Here is a 15430-nt window from a genome sequence, read left to right on the forward strand (position 1 = left end):
GCGTTTTGCACTCTCCGAGGAGTTCGCCACGCCAATGCTCTTGGCCGCCAACATCAATTTCAACGTCGGGGCGCTGTTCGACAGCTTCTGGCAGCTCACGATCGACGGATTGTCCTGGGGCGCCATCTATGCGCTGGTGGCGGTCGGCTACACCCTGGTGTTCGGGGTGCTGCGATTGATCAACTTCGCCCACTCCGAGATCTTCATGCTCGGCATGTTCGGCGCGTACTTCGCGCTGGACATGATCCTGGGCTTCACCCCCAGCGGCAACGCCTACAACAAGGGGGTGATGCTGACCATCGTCTATCTCGGCGTGGCGATGCTGTTCGCGATGCTGATCTCCGGCGGCGCGGCCGTCGGTCTCGAGTTCATCGCCTACCGGCCGCTGCGTAAACGGCACGCCCGATCGCTGACGTTCCTCATCACCGCGATCGGTATGTCGTTCGTGCTGCAGCAGTTCGTGCTGTTCATCCTGCCCAAGCTGATCCCGGGCTACGGCGGGCCCAATGCTCAGCAGCCGATTGTGTTGGTGCAGCCCAAGACTCAGTTCACGTTCTTCGGGGTGGCCGTCTCCAACGTCACGATCGTCATCATCGTCGCGGCGCTGGTGCTGGCGGTGCTGACCGACATCGCGATCAACCGCACGAAGTTCGGCCGCGGCATCCGGGCTGTCGCGCAGGACCCGACCACCGCCACGCTGATGGGGGTGTCCCGGGAGCGCATCATCATGACGACGTTCCTGATCGGCGGTCTGCTGGCCGGCGCAGCCGCACTGCTCTACACGCTGAAGGTCCCGCAGGGCATCATCTACTCGGGCGGCTTCCTGCTGGGCATCAAGGCATTCTCGGCCGCCGTCCTCGGCGGGATCGGCAACCTGCGCGGCGCCCTGCTGGGCGGTCTGATCCTCGGGATCATGGAGAACTACGGCCAGGCGGTGTTCGGTACCCAGTGGCGTGACGTGGTGGCGTTCGTGCTGCTGGTGCTGGTGCTGCTGGTACGTCCGACGGGCATACTCGGCGAGAGCCTCGGAAAGGCACGAGCATGAGCGGCTTCCTCTCTAGGGTGACGGTCTGGTGGGACGGTCTGTCCCGTCCGCAGAAGTGGGTGTTCGGCGTCATCGTGTTCCTCGGCGTGGGTCTGTCGCCGCTGTTCACCCCGCCGTTCATCGACACCCCGGGCATCAGCTTCGGCGGCACGATGGCGCAGTTCGCGATGGTCGCGATCATCGCGATCGGCCTCAATGTCGTTGTGGGACAGGCAGGTCTGCTCGACCTCGGGTACGTCGGGTTCTACGCGGTGGGCGCCTACACGGTGGCGCTGCTGACCAGCCCGGAGAGTCCGTGGAACAGGATGAGCCCGACGGGCTTCTTCAGCGAGCCGTGGGCCTGGCTGTCGTGCGTCCCGCTGGCGATGGCGGTGACCGCGCTGACGGGCCTGATCCTCGGCTTCCCCACGCTGCGCCTGCGCGGCGACTACCTGGCCATCGTGACCCTCGGTTTCGGCGAGATCATCCGCCTGCTGGCCGACAACCTGGCCGACATCACCAACGGGCCCCGCGGCCTCAACGAGGTGGCCTTCCCGCACATCCTGGAGACTGAGAAGAACCCGCGCGGCGTGTTCTCGGTGTCGAACTCCACCGGCGATGCGAACTACGGCACCTGGTGGTTCTGGGTGGGTCTGCTGTTGATCGTCATCATCCTGCTGCTGGTCGGCAATCTCGAACGCAGCCGCGTCGGACGTGCCTGGATCGCGGTGCGCGAAGACGAGGACGCCGCAGAGGTGATGGGCGTCAACACCTTCAAGTTCAAGCTGTGGGCGTTCACCATCGGTGCCGCGATCGGCGGGCTGTCCGGGGCGCTCTACGCCGGCCAGGTGCAGTACGTCGCACCGCCGACGTTCAACATCATCAACTCGATGCTGTTCCTGTGCGCCGTCGTGCTCGGTGGGCAGGGCAACAAGCTCGGTGTCATCCTCGGTGCGTTCATCATCGTCTATCTGCCCAATCGCCTTCTGGGCGTGCACTTCCTGGGCATCGACATGGGCAACCTGAAATACCTGTTCTTCGGATTGGCGCTCGTGGTCCTGATGATCTTCCGGCCACAGGGCTTCTTCCCCGCCCGTCAGCAGCTGCTGACCTACGGCAAGGCCGCCCGCAATCTGCTCAGAACCGGTCCGTCGGGGAAGGAGTCGACGCCATGAGCATCGAGGACCTGGCCGGTGTGCACCGCGAGATCGCTGCCGACGAGGGCGAGGTGCTGCTGGCCACGAAGGACCTCACGGTGCAGTTCGGCGGCCTGACCGCGTTGGATTCGGTGACGTTCGACATCCGTCGCGGCGAGATCCTGGGCCTGATCGGGCCCAACGGGGCGGGAAAAACGACCTGCTTCAACGCGATCACGGGTGTCTACCGGCCCACCGCGGGGACGGTGACGTTCGACGGCGAAGTGCTCGGACGGATCAAGCGGCATCAGATCACCCGCCGGGGCATCGCCCGCACCTTCCAGAACATCAGGCTGTTCGGGGAGATGACCGCGCTGGAGAACGTCATGGTCGGGACCGACGCGCGGCACCGGACGTCGGTGCCGGGTGCGCTCTTCCGGTCGCCGCGCCACCGGCGCGAAGAACGCTCGGCGATCGAGCGGTCGGCAGCCCTGCTCCATTTCGTCGGTATCGCGCACCGGGGGGAGGAGAAGGCCAAGAACCTCTCCTATGGCGATCAGCGGCGGCTCGAGATCGCCCGCGCACTGGCCACCGAACCGAAGCTGTTGTGCCTCGACGAGCCCGCGGCCGGGTTCAACCCCAGCGAGAAGTCGGCGCTGATCGATCTGATTCGCAAGATCCGCGACGACGGGTACACCGTACTGCTGATCGAGCACGACATGCGCCTGGTGATGGGGGTGACCGACCGCATCGTGGTGCTGGAGTTCGGCCGCAAGATCGCCGACGGACTGCCGGCCGAGATCCGCGAGGACCCCAAGGTCATCGCCGCCTACCTGGGAGTGCCCGATGACGAACTCAGCTGAGTCCCGGCCGGTGCTGCTGGAGGCCCGCGACGTCGTGGTGCACTACGGCCGGATCAAGGCGCTGCACTCGGTGTCGCTGACGGTGCACGAGGGCGAGCTCGTCACCCTGCTCGGCTCCAATGGCGCCGGCAAGACCACGATGATGCGGGCGATCTCGGGACTGTTGCCGCTGACGTCGGGGTCGGTGTGGTTCGACGGGCAGGACGTGAGCAAGGTGAAGGCGCACCGGCGCGTCACCGACGGCCTGATCCAGGCGCCCGAGGGTCGCGGTGTGTTCCCCGGCATGACGATCCTCGAGAACCTCGAGATGGGTTGCTATGGGCGCAAATTTGGGTCCAAGGCCGAGCACGACGAGAAGTTGGACTGGATTCTCGAGACGTTCCCGCGGCTCGCGGAGCGCAAGACTCAGGTCGGCGGCACGCTGTCCGGCGGTGAGCAGCAGATGCTGGCGATCGGACGGGCGCTGATGGCACGGCCCAAGGTGCTGCTGCTCGACGAGCCGTCGATGGGCCTGGCGCCGATGGTGATCTCGCAGATCTTCAAGATCATCGCCGAGATCAACTCGACGGGGACGACGGTTCTGCTCGTCGAGCAGAACGCGCAACAGGCGCTCAGTCGCTCCGACCGGGCCTACATCCTGGAGACGGGCGAGGTCACCCGGTCGGGTAACGCTCGAGAGTTGTTGGCAGACGATAGTATTCGCGCGGCCTACCTCGGCGTCGCCTGACCTTTTCTCGGCGAGCTGAGGGTTCACCTCCTTCGGCGAGCATCTCTCCTATGTCAAGCGGCGGTGAGGTGTGTCGTGTGTGGGCGTGTTTGTTCGTCGGCGCGCAGGTGGTTGTAGACGACGCGTGCGAGGCGCCTTTTGAGGCAGCGGAGAGCCTCTGTGGTGGAGTCGCCGGCGGCGAGTCGCTTGCGGTAGTAGGCGTGTCCGGGGCTGTCGATGAGGCGGATCTGGGTCAATGCGATGCGGTGCAGGGCGGTGTTGAGTTGCCGGTTTCCGGCTCGGTTCAGGCGTACTCTTCCGGCGTTGTTGCCTGACCAGACCGGTATCGGGGCGGTGCCGCTGTGGCAGGCGAAGGCGGCTTCGCTTTTGAATCGGGCGATGCCGGCGGTTTCGCCGACGAGTTTGGCTGCGGTGAGCTCGCCGCAGCCCGGTAGTGCTAGCAGGTGCGGTGAGGCCGCACGGACTGCGTCGCCGATGCGGACGTCGAAGGCTTTGATGGCCAGGGTGAGTCGGATGATGTCGCCGAGTTCGTCGGTGGCCAGCTCGGCGAGCAGTCCGTCCTGGGTGGCCAACCACGCGGCGAGGGCGGTTTGGGTCTTGGCCCGATCCAGCGATGCTTTCTTCGGCGCGTGCGTGGGGTCGAGTTCATGGATCCGGCCCAGCAGTCTGTTGATGGTCGCCGTGCGTTGTCCCACAAGGTCTTCGCGGCGATCGACCAACAGTTTCAGTTCGCGGGAAATCTCGTCGTGGGCTGCGACGGGAAGGTTTGGATGGCGCAGGACCGCCCGACCCACGGCGAGCGCGTCAATGGGATCTGACTTGCCTCGGGTGCGTGCGGCGGCCCGTTCATGAGCCATGAGTTTGGGTGCCACCCGCACCACCTTCTGCCCGGCCGACAACAGGTCTCGCTCCAGCCGAGCCGACAGATTGCGGCAGTCTTCGATGCCCCACAGCAGGTCCTCACCGAAGGTGGTGGTGGCCCAGGCCAGGGCGGCGAGGTGCCCCTGCGTGGTCGCTGGGACGACCTTTTCTCCGATCTTGCGGCCTCGTTCATCGACCGCGACGAAGGTGTGGGTCCGCTTGTGGACGTCGGCTCCAAGGACAATCATCAACAGTGCCTTCTTTCATCGACAGGGATGGGTAGAAGGTTGGGCCGGCCGGTGGACACATCTCAGTGGGGGCGATGCCACGCTCCTATCAAGTCACGCCGGTCGGTCCTTCCCATCTGGTGTCGACAACATGCTCGAAGGTCCAACCCCGACAGGGAGCGGAAACGCTCGTCTAGAGCCAGACACCAGACGGAACAACCCAACCACCGCAGCAGCGGCAACCAAAACACTGACACTGAGCGCGTGTCTGCACACCGACGCGCCGCTCCTGCTGGCATTTCACGCGCGCTCGACGCGGTGTGACCGCGCGCTAATCGACGCGGAAGCGCTTGAGCCGCGCGGTGGCACCCGAGGCCAGCGTCACGCGACTGCGCGGCACACCCAGATGCTCGGCAAGCAGCCGGATGACGGCCTGATTGGCCTTGCCGTCGATCGCGCGCTCCCGCACGTAGATCGTCAGCGTGCCGTCGGTGTCCGTCTCGACGAGCGGCCCCTTGGCGCTGCCGGGCTTGACCCGCACCGAAATGACATCAGCCACCCGCTCATTCAGCCGCGAGCGCGCGCGCAATGCCAGCATGGCGCGGCGTGTCGCGTGCAAACACGCGCGCTCGCCGAACGGGGCGACTAGCGGGCGACGACGACAGACGAGCCGTGGCCGAACAGGCCCTGGTTCGCGGTGATGCCGACTGTCGCGCCCTCGACCTGACGTCCGGTGGCCTGTCCTTTGAGCTGCCACGTGAGTTCGCAGACCTGCGCGATGGCCTGCGCGGGAATGGCCTCGCCGAAGCTCGCCAGGCCGCCGGAGGCGTTCACCGGGATGCGGCCGCCGATCGTGGTGGCACCGCTACGCAGCAGCTGCTCGGCCTCGCCCTTCTTGCACAGCCCCAGGTGCTCGTACCAGTCGAGTTCCAACGCGGTGGACAGGTCGTAGACCTCGGCGAGGCTGAGATCTTCGGGCCCAATCCCTGCCTCGGCGTACGCGGCGTCGAGGATCTGGTCCTTGAACACTCGCTTGGGTCCCGGTACGACAGCGGTGGAATCCGTTGCTATGTCGGGCAATTCGGGGAGGTGCTGCGGGTACTGCGGCGACTGCAGGCTCACCGCGCGCACCGACGGAACGCCGGACACCGAGCCCAGGTGCTTCTCGGTGAACGCCTTGCTGGCCACGATGATCGCGGCCGCGCCATCGGAGGTCGCGCAGATGTCGAGCAGCCGCAGCGGATCAGACACCACGGGGCTGGCCAGCACGTCCTCGACGGACGCTTCCTTGCGGTAGCGCGCGTTCGGATTGTTCAGGCCGTGGCGGGCGTTCTTGACCTTGACGTTCGCGAAGTCTTCGAGCGTCGCCCCGTAGAGATCCATTCGGCGCCGAGCCAGCAACGCGAAGTAGACGGTGTTGGTCGCGCCGATCAGATGGAAGCGCTGCCAGTCTGGATCGTTTTTCCGTTCGCCACCGACCGGGGCGAAGAAACCCTTCGGCGTGGTGTCGGCGCCGATGACGAGCGCGACGTCGCACAGGCCGGCGAGGATCTGCGCGCGGGCGCTCTGCAGCGCCTGCGATCCGCTGGCGCAGGCGGCGTAGCTCGAGGTGACGGGAATGCCGTTCCAGCCCAGCTTCTGGGCGAACGTCGCGCCGGCGACGAAGCCGGGATAGCCGTTGCGGATGGTGTCTGCACCCGCGACGAGCTGGATCTCGCGCCAGTCCAGCCCCGCCTCGGCCAACGCCGCGCGGGCTGCGACGACGCCGTATTCGGTGAAGTCGCGTCCCCACTTGCCCCAGGGGTGCATGCCGGCGCCGAGGATGTAGACGGGTTCCGGGCTCATGCGATCCTCCAGGCGTGCACGATGCGCTCGGTGCCGTCGTCGTCGACGTAGAGCGGCATCGTGGTGAGCTCCATCTCCATACCGACCTTCAGGTCGGCGGCCAGCGTCCCCTCGACCACCTTGCCGAGGACGATCAGTCCTTCGTCGGCCAGCTCCACCGCGGCGACGGCGAACGGTTCGAAGGGATCCGGCGATGGGTACGGCGGCGGCGGCGCGTATCGGTTCTCGGTGTAGCTCCACAGCGTGCCGCGCCGGGACAGGGGCACCTGCGCGAGATCGTCCCCGTCGCAACCGGGGTTGGGACAGTTGTTCTCGCGGGGCGGGAAGACGTAGGTCCCGCACTGATGGCACTTGGCGCCGATGAGGTAGGCCTCGCCAGAACCGTCGGTGGCGAACCAGCCTTCGACGGCGGGTTGCGTGGATGCTGACACGCGGTCAGCGTACCCAGTTCCACCAGAAAACTGAAACGTGTTCCAATTCGAGTGTTCGAAGGCTACTGAGGGCTCGTCGCGAGCAGGATGTCGAGCAGTTCGTCGGGGTTGTCGCGCATCAGATTGTGCTTGCCGTCGAGCTCATGGGTGATCCAGGTCGGGTCCTCGCGCACGCGGTCGTAGGACAGGCGCAGGGGGGATTCGCCCGGCCAGTCGAGCGCATGGATGTAGGTGCGCTGGCGGAATCGGCCGAGATCGGCACGCGACCGCAGCGGCTGCAGCACCGATGCCAACGGGTGCGCGGTCGCCCGCGAATCGAAGAAGGGGAGTGGCGGCACCCCGAATCCGGTTTCGTCCACGCCGAGGTACCAGCGCCGTTCGTCGTCGTCGACCAGATCCCAACAGGATTCGCCGTCGCGGGGGACCACTGCGTCGACGAACACCAGCGAGTCCACGCGTTCGGCGATGCGGTCCGCGACGCCGGTGATCACCATTCCGCCGTAACTGTGTCCGACCAGGACGAGATCGCCGCCGGCAGCTCCGTTGTCGATGGCGGCGACGACGTCGGTGATGTGGGTGTCGAGGTTGACGCCGCCGCGCAGTACGTGGGCGCGTTCGGCGACTCCGCTGAGCGTGACGGCCACGACGCGGTGGTCGGCTTCACGTAGCGAGGTCGACAATTGGTCGAAACACCATGCGCCGTGGCACATTCCGGGCACGAGAACATAGGTGGTCATGATGTGCTCCTCTCTGTGGCGTTGCGGTATGTCGCGGTGGCTCGGGCGATGGCATCCGGTGACGGGCGGGCCGTGCGGTGCATGTCCCGGTTGGCGGTCACGACTGCCGCGGTCTCCGGGCGCCGCCGTGCCTCGTAGCGACACAGGCCGTGGGAAGGATCGGTAGCGAGCTCGTCGGCGAGGACGCGAGCATCGACGATTGCCTGAGAGGCTCCGTTGGCGCCGACGGGATACATCGGGTGGGCCGCATCGCCGAGCAACGTGACCCGATCATCTCCCCACTGCGAGAGAGGGTTTCGGTCGATCATCGGGTATTCGAAGACCTCGGCACTGTGCCGAGGCAAAGCCGAGGCGTCCAGCCAGTCCAGCTGCCACCCGTCGACACGAGCGGCGACCGCCGCAGCGTCGGCGGGGTGGTTCCACCGCGCGTGTTCGGGAAGGGGACCGGGCTCTCCGTCGTCGGCCAGCAGCACCCAGTTCACCAGTCCGTCGCCGATCGGATACGTCACCAGTTGATACGGGTCGCCGTAGACGATCGCCATCGTGATGCCGTCGAGAAACGCCGGTATCCGTGCCGCGCCGCGGTACATCCGGACCCCGGACCACATCAGCGGATCGGGTCCTGGATGCAGGGCGGCGCGGACCACGGAGTGGATGCCGTCGGCCCCGATCAGCCGGGCCGCGCGGAGATCGCCGCGAGGGGTGTGGATCACGACACCGTCCTCGGTGCGGGTGAAGCTTTCGAGTGCGGTTCCGGTGTGGATCGCGCCGACACCGAGTCGTTCCCGCACGGCAGTGAGCAGCATGTCGTGCAGTCGCCCGCGGTGAACGGACCGTTGCGGGTACGCGTACCCACAGCCGTGTCCGAGGGGCTCGGAGAACAGTTGTCTGCCGCTGCTCTCGTGGTACGAGATTGTTCGCGGTGCAACGGATATCGATTCCAGGTCGGGACGGAGCCCCAGCGCGTCGAGTTCGCGGACGGCGTGGGGGAGCAGGTTGATGCCGACGCCGAGAGGCTTCAGATGTGCGGCGCGCTCGACGACGATCGCGTCGATGCCGCGTTGGTGCAGTGCCAGCGCGGCGGTGAGGCCGCCGATTCCGGCTCCTGCGATCACGACGGGTGCAGTGGTCATGTCTCCACCGTGATCCCGACCCGTACATAAGTCCAATACATCTTTGTTCTTGCTCGTATAATCGATGCTTATGGAGCTACGCCAGCTCGAATATCTGGTCGCCGTAGTGGAGGAAGGCAGCTTCACCCGAGCCGCGCAGCGCGAACGGGTCGCACAACCCGCGGTGAGCGCCCAGATCCGTCGCCTGGAGCGCAGAGTCGGTCAGCAGCTGCTGATGCGCTCGAGCCGCGAGGTGCGGCTGACCGAAGCGGGCGCGGCGCTACTGCCCCACGCCAGGGCGGCGCTGGCCGCGGTCCGGGCCGCCCAGCATGCGGTCGACGAGGTGGCCGACGTCGTCCGCGGCTCGGTGGCGATCGGCACGGTGACCTTGCATCCGGTGGACATCGCGGCGCTGATGGCCGAGTTTCACCGCGATCATCCGCAGGTGGAGCTCACCCTGCTCACGGACAACTCCGATGTGCTGCTCGACAAGCTCACCGATGGCCGGCTCGACGCGGCGATCGTCTCGATCGCCGCCGATGCGACGCCCGAGGGTCTGGATTGCGCGGTGATCACCGACGAGATCATCGCGGCCGCGGTCGCCCCCGACCATCCGCTGCGACGCCGTGCGTCACTGACCCTGCCCGAGCTGTGCGAATTCCCGCTCATTTCCCTGCCCGTCGGGACGGGCCTGCGGTCCCGTCTCGACGAGGCGTGCGCGACGGCCGCCGTGCGACCCCGGATTTGCTTCGAGGCGACGAATCCGCTCGAGCTGGCCGAGCTGGCCCGTCGGGGAATGGGAGTCGCGATCCTTCCCCGGTCGATGGCGCGCGGTGACGCCGGTCTGCATGGCCTGCGGCTGACACCGGTGCTGCGCGGTCGGTTGGTGTGGGCGTGGCGCCGCGATGCCGCCGGTCCGGCCGCGCGCGCATTCTGCGCGCTGGCGCGGCGTGCGCTCAGACCCCGTGGCGAGGGCGCGGCGCTGTAGCCGCGCCAGACCTCGCGTGTCCATTCCGCCGGTCGACGTGTCGGCCGCGATGCCTAGAGTGAAGGCCGTGAGCCCAGCCAAGACCGCATCGGCGACCGATCAGAAACCCACCCTGATGCTGTTGGACGGCAATTCCCTGGCGTTCCGCGCGTTCTACGCCCTGCCAGCGGAGAACTTCAAGACCCAGGGCGGTCTGACCACCAATGCGGTGTACGGCTTCACCGCGATGCTGATCAACCTGCTCCGGGACGAGCAGCCCAGCCACATCGCCGCCGCCTTCGACGTGTCCCGTCAGACGTTTCGCAAGGAGAAGTACCCGGAGTACAAGGAGGGTCGGTCGGCCACGCCGGACGAGTTCCGCGGGCAGATCGACATCACCAAGGAGGTGCTCGGGGCGCTGGGCATCACGGTGCTGGCCGAGGCGGGGTTCGAAGCCGACGACATCATCGCCACGCTGGCCACCCAGGCCGAGAACGAGGGCTACCGGGTGCTCGTGGTCACCGGTGATCGCGACTCGCTTCAGCTGGTCAGCGACGACGTCACGGTGCTCTACCCCCGGAAAGGGGTCAGCGAGCTGACGCGATTCACCCCGGACGCCGTCGTCGAGAAGTACGGCCTCACCCCGAGGCAGTACCCGGACTTCGCGGCGCTGCGGGGCGACCCCAGCGACAACCTGCCCGGTATCCCCGGCGTGGGGGAGAAGACCGCGTCGAAGTGGATCGTCGAGTACGGGTCGCTGCAGGAGCTCGTCGACAACGTCGACAAGGTCAAGGGCAAGGTCGGAGACGCGTTGCGCGCCAACCTGTCCCACGTCATCCTCAACCGCGAGCTCACCGATCTGGTGAAGGACGTGCCGCTGCCCCAGACGCCCGACACGCTGAAGATGCAGCCGTGGGATCGCGACCAGATCCACCGCCTGTTCGACGACCTCGAGTTCCGGGTGCTGCGCGACCGGCTGTTCGACACGCTGGCTTCGGCTGATCCCGAAGTGGACGAGGGTTTCGAGGTGCGCGGCGAGGCCCTGGCGCCGGGCACTCTGGCGGGATGGCTGGCCGAGCGCGCCGACAGCGGACGCTTCGGAGTCGCGGTGGTCGGCAATCATCTGGCGTTCGACAGCGACGCCACCGCGCTCGCGCTCGTCGCCCCCGACGGCGACGGCCGCTACATCGACACCGCCGCACTGAGTCCCGAGGACGAACCCGCGCTGGCCGCCTGGCTCGCCGACCCGGCGCAGCCCAAGGCGCTACACGAGGCCAAGCTCGCGATCCACGACCTGCAGGGCCGCGGCTGGACGCTGGCAGGCGTCACCTCGGATACGGCGCTGGCGGCCTACCTGGTGCGGCCCGGCCAGCGCAGCTTCACCCTCGATGACCTCTCGCTGCGCTATCTCAAGCGTGAGCTGCGGGCCGATAATGCTGAGCAGCAACAACTTTCGCTCCTCGACGACAGTGACGGCGTCGACGACCAGGCCGTGCAGACGCTGCTGCTGCGCGCCAGCGCGGTGATGGATCTCGCCGACGCGCTCGACGAGGAACTGGCCCGCATCGACTCCTCGGCACTGCTGGGCAGCATGGAGCTGCCGGTACAGCGGGTGCTCGCCGATCTGGAGACCGCGGGCATCGCCGTCGATCTCGGCATGCTGACCGAACTGCAGAGCGAGTTCGCCGGGCAGATCCGCGACGCGGCTGAGGCGGCGTACGCGGTGATCGGCAAGCAGATCAACCTCGGCTCGCCCAAGCAGCTGCAGGTGGTGCTGTTCGACGAGCTGGAGATGCCGAAGACCAAGCGCACCAAGACCGGCTACACCACCGACGCCGATGCGCTGCAGTCCCTGTTCGACAAGACCGGCCACCCGTTCCTGCAACATCTGCTTGCCCACCGGGACGCCACGCGGCTGAAGGTGACCGTCGACGGGCTGCTGAACTCGGTGGCCGGCGATGGTCGGATTCACACGACCTTCAACCAGACGATCGCCGCCACCGGCCGCTTGTCCTCGACCGAGCCCAACCTGCAGAACATCCCGATCCGCACCGAAGCAGGCCGCCGGATCCGCGACGCGTTTGTCGTTGGTGCGGGCTACAGCGAGCTGATGACGGCCGACTACAGCCAGATCGAGATGCGCATCATGGCGCATCTGTCCCGGGACGCGGGGCTGATCGAAGCGTTCAACACCGGCGAGGACCTGCACTCGTTCGTGGCATCGAGGGCGTTCGACGTCCCGATCGACGAGGTGACGGCGGACCTGCGGCGCCGCGTCAAGGCGATGTCCTACGGCCTGGCCTACGGGCTGAGCGCCTACGGTCTGTCGGCCCAGCTGAAGATCAGCACCGAAGAGGCCAAACAGCAGATGGACCAGTACTTCGACCGGTTCGGCGGGATCCGCGACTATCTGCGTGACGTCGTCGATCAGGCTCGCAAGGACGGCTACACCTCGACGGTGTTCGGCCGCAGGCGCTATCTCCCCGAGCTCGACAGCAGCAACCGCAATGTGCGCGAGGCCGCCGAGCGGGCCGCGCTCAACGCTCCGATCCAGGGGAGCGCCGCCGACATCATCAAGGTCGCGATGATCAATGTCGAGCGCGCGATCGCGGATGCCGGGCTGACCTCACGCATGCTGCTGCAGGTCCACGACGAGCTGCTGTTCGAGGTCGCCGACGCAGAGCGCGACGCGTTGGAGGCGTTGGTGCGCGAACACATGGGCAGCGCCTATGCGCTCGACGTCCCGCTCGAGGTCTCCGTCGGCTACGGCCGCAGCTGGGATGCCGCCGCACACTGAGCGTCTGCTATATATGCAGACCTACATAATGTGGTGGGCTGAGCAGGAGGCAACGACGTGGCCGAGCATTCGTTCGACGAGTCGGTTCGGCTCCAACCCGTCGACGCAGGGGTTCTGCGTGGGAAGACCACTGCTTCGTGGGCGAACATGGTGGGTCCCTTCGGCGGCATGACCGCGGCTGTGCTGCTGCGCGCGATCGAAGTGCACCCGGAGCGCGCCGGTGCGCCCCTGGCGCTCACCGTCAACTTCGCGGCACCCATCGCCGACGGAGAGTTCGACGTCACCGCGCGACCCGTGCGCACGAACCGGAGCAATCAGCATTGGTTCGTCGAGCTGGTCCAGGACGGGACCGTCACCACGACGGCAACTGCCGTGTTCGGCCTCCGGCGCGACACGTGGTCGGATACCGAGAAGCGCATGCCTCCCGTCCCCGCGCCCGAGGAGGTGGAGGAGCGGGGGCTACCGCCGATGATCGCGTGGGCCCGCAACTACGACATGCGCTTCATCGACGGCGCGGCTCCGGCCAAGGGCGCGGCGCCGGCAGACTCGTCGGCCACGATGCTGTGGGCTCGCGATCGCATGGGACGCCCACTCGACTTCGCGGCGCTCACTGCCGCCAGCGACATCTTCTATCCGCGGGTCTACCTGCGGCTCGGGGCGCCCACGCCGGCAGGCACGATCTCGCTGACCACCTATTTCCACGCTACCGACGCCGAAATCGACTCTGCTGGAGATGATTTCGTACTCGGCTGCGCATCGGCAAACCGGTTCTCCGGTGGCTATTTCGATCAGTCCGCAGAGATCTGGAGCCGTTCGGGCACGCTGCTGGCCACCACGCACCAAATCGTCTACTTCAAGACGTAGCGACTACGCCGGCGGATTTCCGCGCACGATCAGCTCACGCGGGCCGGTCGGCAGGCGCCAGTGGAAGGTGATCGCCGCCAGCCGCAGCAGCGTCGCCACCAGCGTGCCGACGGCCACTCCGATCCACTGCGGGCCGTAGTAGTCGATGACGACGTAGATGACCGAGCCCAGCATCGCCGGGACCGCGTACATGTCGTCGGGACCCATCACGACGGGAACGTCCCGGGCCGTCACGTCACGGATGATCGTGCCGGCCAGCGCCGACACCATGCCGAGCAGCGCCGCGGCGAACCAGCTGGCGCCGTGGTCGACGGCCAGAGCGGCCCCCGAGGTGGCGAAGAAGCCCATGCCGACGGCGTCGAGCATCGCCACCGGATGGTGCAATCTGATGACCGTGCGGGCGAACATCGTCGCCAATGCGGCGGCGGCCAGACACACGGTGACATCGGGCCAGCGCTGCAGCGACTGCGGCGGATCGATGTCGAGCAGGACGTCGCGCAGGACTCCGCCTCCGACCCCGGTCAGCACCGCCATCGCCGCGATCCCGAACACGTCGAACCCCTTGCGGACGCCGAGGACGGCGCCGGAGGCCGCGGCGGCGGCGATGCCGAGGTAATTGAGGATGTGCTGGATCACCAGCAGAGTATGGCGCCCGCCGGACCTCTAGTACGCCCGGAAACCCGCCATGTGCTGTAGCGCGGGCGATCCGGCACGGGCCGCGTACAGCGCGTAGGTCTCCTCGTGGAGCAGCGCGGTCACGCGTTGGTCGCCGAAACCCCGGTCGATCCGGTCGCGCACGAAGGCCAGCTCGACGACCCGGTGCGCGAACTGTCGCACCGACGTCGCAGCCGGCTTCCCGCCGAAGCGGTGCGCCGTGTCGACGGCCAGCTTCCGGGTCTTCAGCGACCCCAGCCAGGTCGCCTCGTTCGGGCTGACCAGCCCAGCGGCCACCATTCCGGGGAGCTTGCCCGCCACCACGTGCTGCTCGCGCCGCCGGCTCCGCACCGCCAGCGTGATCGCCAGCGCGAACACGGGCACCATCCACAGCGCGTAGACCGCGAAGTAGGCGCCCGCCCCGAGCAGCGACGAGCCGTTCCACATCGCATGGAGCAGGACCGCGCCCGCGTAGCCGAGCAGAAGAACTCCGGCCTTGCCGGCGGCCGAGCGGCGATGCAGCGCGTACCAGACCCCGATGGCCGTCATCGTGGTGAACAGCGAATGGGCGAACGGCGACATGATCAGACGCAGTGCCGCGGTGACCAGGGATTCGGCCACGGACTCGCCGTTGGCGATGTAGAGGATGTCTTCCAGCCACGCGAAACCTGCCCCGACCAGGCCCGCGTAGACCAGGCAGTCGGTCAGCGAGTTGAGTTCGTTGCGTCGGATGCCGGTCATCATGATCAGCAGGAACACGCCCTTGGCGGCCTCTTCTGTCACGGGCGCCCCCACCACCAGCGTCAGCGGGCTGATGTCGCCGGAGCCCGCGGGATGCACCCAGGCCTCGAGCAGGATCTGCAGGACCGCGGAGATGACGACCGCGGCCGAGGTGCCCCAGAGGAAGGCGAAGAGCAGCAGGCGGGGTGGCTCGGGCTCCCACCGGTCCAGCCACAGGTAGGACAGCACCACCACGGTCATCGCGATGCTCGAGAGCACGAAACCGATCGAGGTGCCGACCGGGTTGACGGCGGTGAGCACGATCACGATGAGGCCGGCGACGGTGCCGAGCGCGATGAGCAGACCCAGGGGTGCGCCGACCCGGCGAACGCGTGTCACGCCCAGCACAGTAGCGGCTGCACGGGGCGGGTTTGTCCTGCGTGTACCGCGTCGAGTAGCCTTGAC

Annotated in this window: 15 protein-coding genes; 7 read left to right on the forward strand and 8 right to left on the reverse strand. The window is 67.2% G+C overall.

The annotated features are described in order from the left end of the window. Positions 1–34: 34 nt before the first annotated feature. From PGN37_RS17940 to PGN37_RS17955, 4 genes are read left to right on the forward strand one after another with little or no spacing between them, the layout of a single operon-like run. Positions 35–1045 carry a branched-chain amino acid ABC transporter permease gene (locus PGN37_RS17940; protein ID WP_335332352.1) on the forward strand — a complete coding sequence of 337 codons (1011 nt, stop codon included), beginning with the start codon at positions 35–37 and terminating at the stop codon, positions 1043–1045. Continuing rightward, complete coding sequence (locus PGN37_RS17945; RefSeq protein ID WP_335332353.1) at positions 1042–2199, forward strand: branched-chain amino acid ABC transporter permease; 1158 nt, start codon at positions 1042–1044, stop codon at positions 2197–2199. The genes PGN37_RS17940 and PGN37_RS17945 overlap by 4 nt, the downstream gene beginning before the upstream one ends. Further along, complete coding sequence (locus PGN37_RS17950) at positions 2196–3023, forward strand: ABC transporter ATP-binding protein (RefSeq protein WP_335332354.1); 828 nt, start codon at positions 2196–2198, stop codon at positions 3021–3023. Before PGN37_RS17945 ends, PGN37_RS17950 begins: the two co-directional genes overlap by 4 nt. Beyond that, a complete protein-coding gene (locus tag PGN37_RS17955; RefSeq protein ID WP_335332355.1) occupies positions 3007–3750 on the forward strand; it encodes an ABC transporter ATP-binding protein in 744 nt (247 codons plus the stop codon). The genes PGN37_RS17950 and PGN37_RS17955 overlap by 17 nt, the downstream gene beginning before the upstream one ends. A 53-nt stretch (positions 3751–3803) precedes the next feature. Here PGN37_RS17955 and PGN37_RS17960 read toward each other — a convergent pair whose 3' ends face one another. The 6 genes from PGN37_RS17960 to PGN37_RS17985 all read right to left on the reverse strand — a co-directional run bounded on the left by PGN37_RS17960 (position 3804) and on the right by PGN37_RS17985 (position 8984). Further along, the gene (locus tag PGN37_RS17960; protein WP_335332356.1) at positions 3804–4859 is read right to left on the reverse strand and encodes an IS110 family transposase; all 1056 of its coding nucleotides are present in this window, start codon (positions 4857–4859) and stop codon (positions 3804–3806) included. Between the two features lie 310 nt (positions 4860–5169). Further along, the gene (locus PGN37_RS17965; RefSeq protein ID WP_442932957.1) at positions 5170–5436 is read right to left on the reverse strand and encodes a DUF167 domain-containing protein; all 267 of its coding nucleotides are present in this window, start codon (positions 5434–5436) and stop codon (positions 5170–5172) included. 47 nt (positions 5437–5483) lie between these two features. Beyond that, positions 5484–6683 carry a lipid-transfer protein gene (locus PGN37_RS17970; RefSeq protein ID WP_335332357.1) on the reverse strand — a complete coding sequence of 400 codons (1200 nt, stop codon included), beginning with the start codon at positions 6681–6683 and terminating at the stop codon, positions 5484–5486. Beyond that, entirely contained in the window at positions 6680–7114 is a 435-nt protein-coding gene (locus tag PGN37_RS17975) for a Zn-ribbon domain-containing OB-fold protein (protein ID WP_335332358.1), read from the reverse strand. The genes PGN37_RS17970 and PGN37_RS17975 overlap by 4 nt, the downstream gene beginning before the upstream one ends. A gap of 62 nt (positions 7115–7176) precedes the next feature. Then, positions 7177–7851 carry an alpha/beta fold hydrolase gene (locus tag PGN37_RS17980; RefSeq protein WP_335332359.1) on the reverse strand — a complete coding sequence of 225 codons (675 nt, stop codon included), beginning with the start codon at positions 7849–7851 and terminating at the stop codon, positions 7177–7179. Further along, on the reverse strand, positions 7848–8984 hold the full coding sequence (locus tag PGN37_RS17985; protein ID WP_335332360.1) for an FAD-dependent monooxygenase: 1137 nt from the start codon (positions 8982–8984) through the stop codon (positions 7848–7850). Before PGN37_RS17985 ends, PGN37_RS17980 begins: the two co-directional genes overlap by 4 nt. A 70-nt stretch (positions 8985–9054) precedes the next feature. On the opposite strand from PGN37_RS17985, the gene PGN37_RS17990 reads away from it, so the two are divergent. From PGN37_RS17990 to PGN37_RS18000, 3 genes are read left to right on the forward strand one after another with little or no spacing between them, the layout of a single operon-like run. Further along, positions 9055–9951, forward strand: coding sequence for a LysR family transcriptional regulator (locus tag PGN37_RS17990; RefSeq protein WP_335332361.1), 897 nt, complete (start codon positions 9055–9057; stop codon positions 9949–9951). 49 nt (positions 9952–10000) lie between these two features. Beyond that, positions 10001–12727, forward strand: a complete 2727-nt coding sequence (polA, locus tag PGN37_RS17995) for a DNA polymerase I (RefSeq protein WP_335332362.1) — start codon at positions 10001–10003, stop codon at positions 12725–12727. Between the two features lie 57 nt (positions 12728–12784). Next, entirely contained in the window at positions 12785–13591 is an 807-nt protein-coding gene (locus PGN37_RS18000; protein ID WP_335332363.1) for an acyl-CoA thioesterase, read from the forward strand. A 3-nt stretch (positions 13592–13594) separates the two neighbouring features. Here the strand turns inward: PGN37_RS18000 and PGN37_RS18005 are convergent, their stop codons facing one another. After that, entirely contained in the window at positions 13595–14227 is a 633-nt protein-coding gene (locus tag PGN37_RS18005; protein WP_335332364.1) for a trimeric intracellular cation channel family protein, read from the reverse strand. Between the two features lie 27 nt (positions 14228–14254). Beyond that, positions 14255–15364 carry a PrsW family intramembrane metalloprotease gene (locus PGN37_RS18010; protein WP_335332365.1) on the reverse strand — a complete coding sequence of 370 codons (1110 nt, stop codon included), beginning with the start codon at positions 15362–15364 and terminating at the stop codon, positions 14255–14257. Between the last annotated feature and the right edge of the window lie 66 nt (positions 15365–15430).

Source organism: Mycobacterium kyogaense (genome assembly GCF_036946525.1).
Classification (GTDB): domain Bacteria; phylum Actinomycetota; class Actinomycetes; order Mycobacteriales; family Mycobacteriaceae; genus Mycobacterium; species Mycobacterium kyogaense_A.

Excerpts from the sequence above, each read along its gene's own strand:
- PGN37_RS17940 (WP_335332352.1), top strand. The coding sequence starts at position 35 with ATGCTCTTGGCCGCCAACATCAATTTCAACGTCGGGGCGCTGTTCGAC.
- PGN37_RS17945 (WP_335332353.1), top strand. The coding sequence starts at position 1,042 with ATGAGCGGCTTCCTCTCTAGGGTGACGGTCTGGTGGGACGGTCTGTCC.
- PGN37_RS17950 (WP_335332354.1), top strand. The coding sequence starts at position 2,196 with ATGAGCATCGAGGACCTGGCCGGTGTGCACCGCGAGATCGCTGCCGAC.
- PGN37_RS17955 (WP_335332355.1), top strand. The coding sequence starts at position 3,007 with ATGACGAACTCAGCTGAGTCCCGGCCGGTGCTGCTGGAGGCCCGCGAC.
- PGN37_RS17960 (WP_335332356.1), bottom strand. The coding sequence starts at position 4,859 with ATGATTGTCCTTGGAGCCGACGTCCACAAGCGGACCCACACCTTCGTC.
- PGN37_RS17965 (WP_442932957.1), bottom strand. The coding sequence starts at position 5,436 with ATGCTGGCATTGCGCGCGCGCTCGCGGCTGAATGAGCGGGTGGCTGAT.
- PGN37_RS17970 (WP_335332357.1), bottom strand. The coding sequence starts at position 6,683 with ATGAGCCCGGAACCCGTCTACATCCTCGGCGCCGGCATGCACCCCTGG.
- PGN37_RS17980 (WP_335332359.1), bottom strand. The coding sequence starts at position 7,851 with ATGACCACCTATGTTCTCGTGCCCGGAATGTGCCACGGCGCATGGTGT.
- PGN37_RS17985 (WP_335332360.1), bottom strand. The coding sequence starts at position 8,984 with ATGACCACTGCACCCGTCGTGATCGCAGGAGCCGGAATCGGCGGCCTC.
- PGN37_RS17990 (WP_335332361.1), top strand. The coding sequence starts at position 9,055 with ATGGAGCTACGCCAGCTCGAATATCTGGTCGCCGTAGTGGAGGAAGGC.
- polA (WP_335332362.1), top strand. The coding sequence starts at position 10,001 with ATGCCTAGAGTGAAGGCCGTGAGCCCAGCCAAGACCGCATCGGCGACC.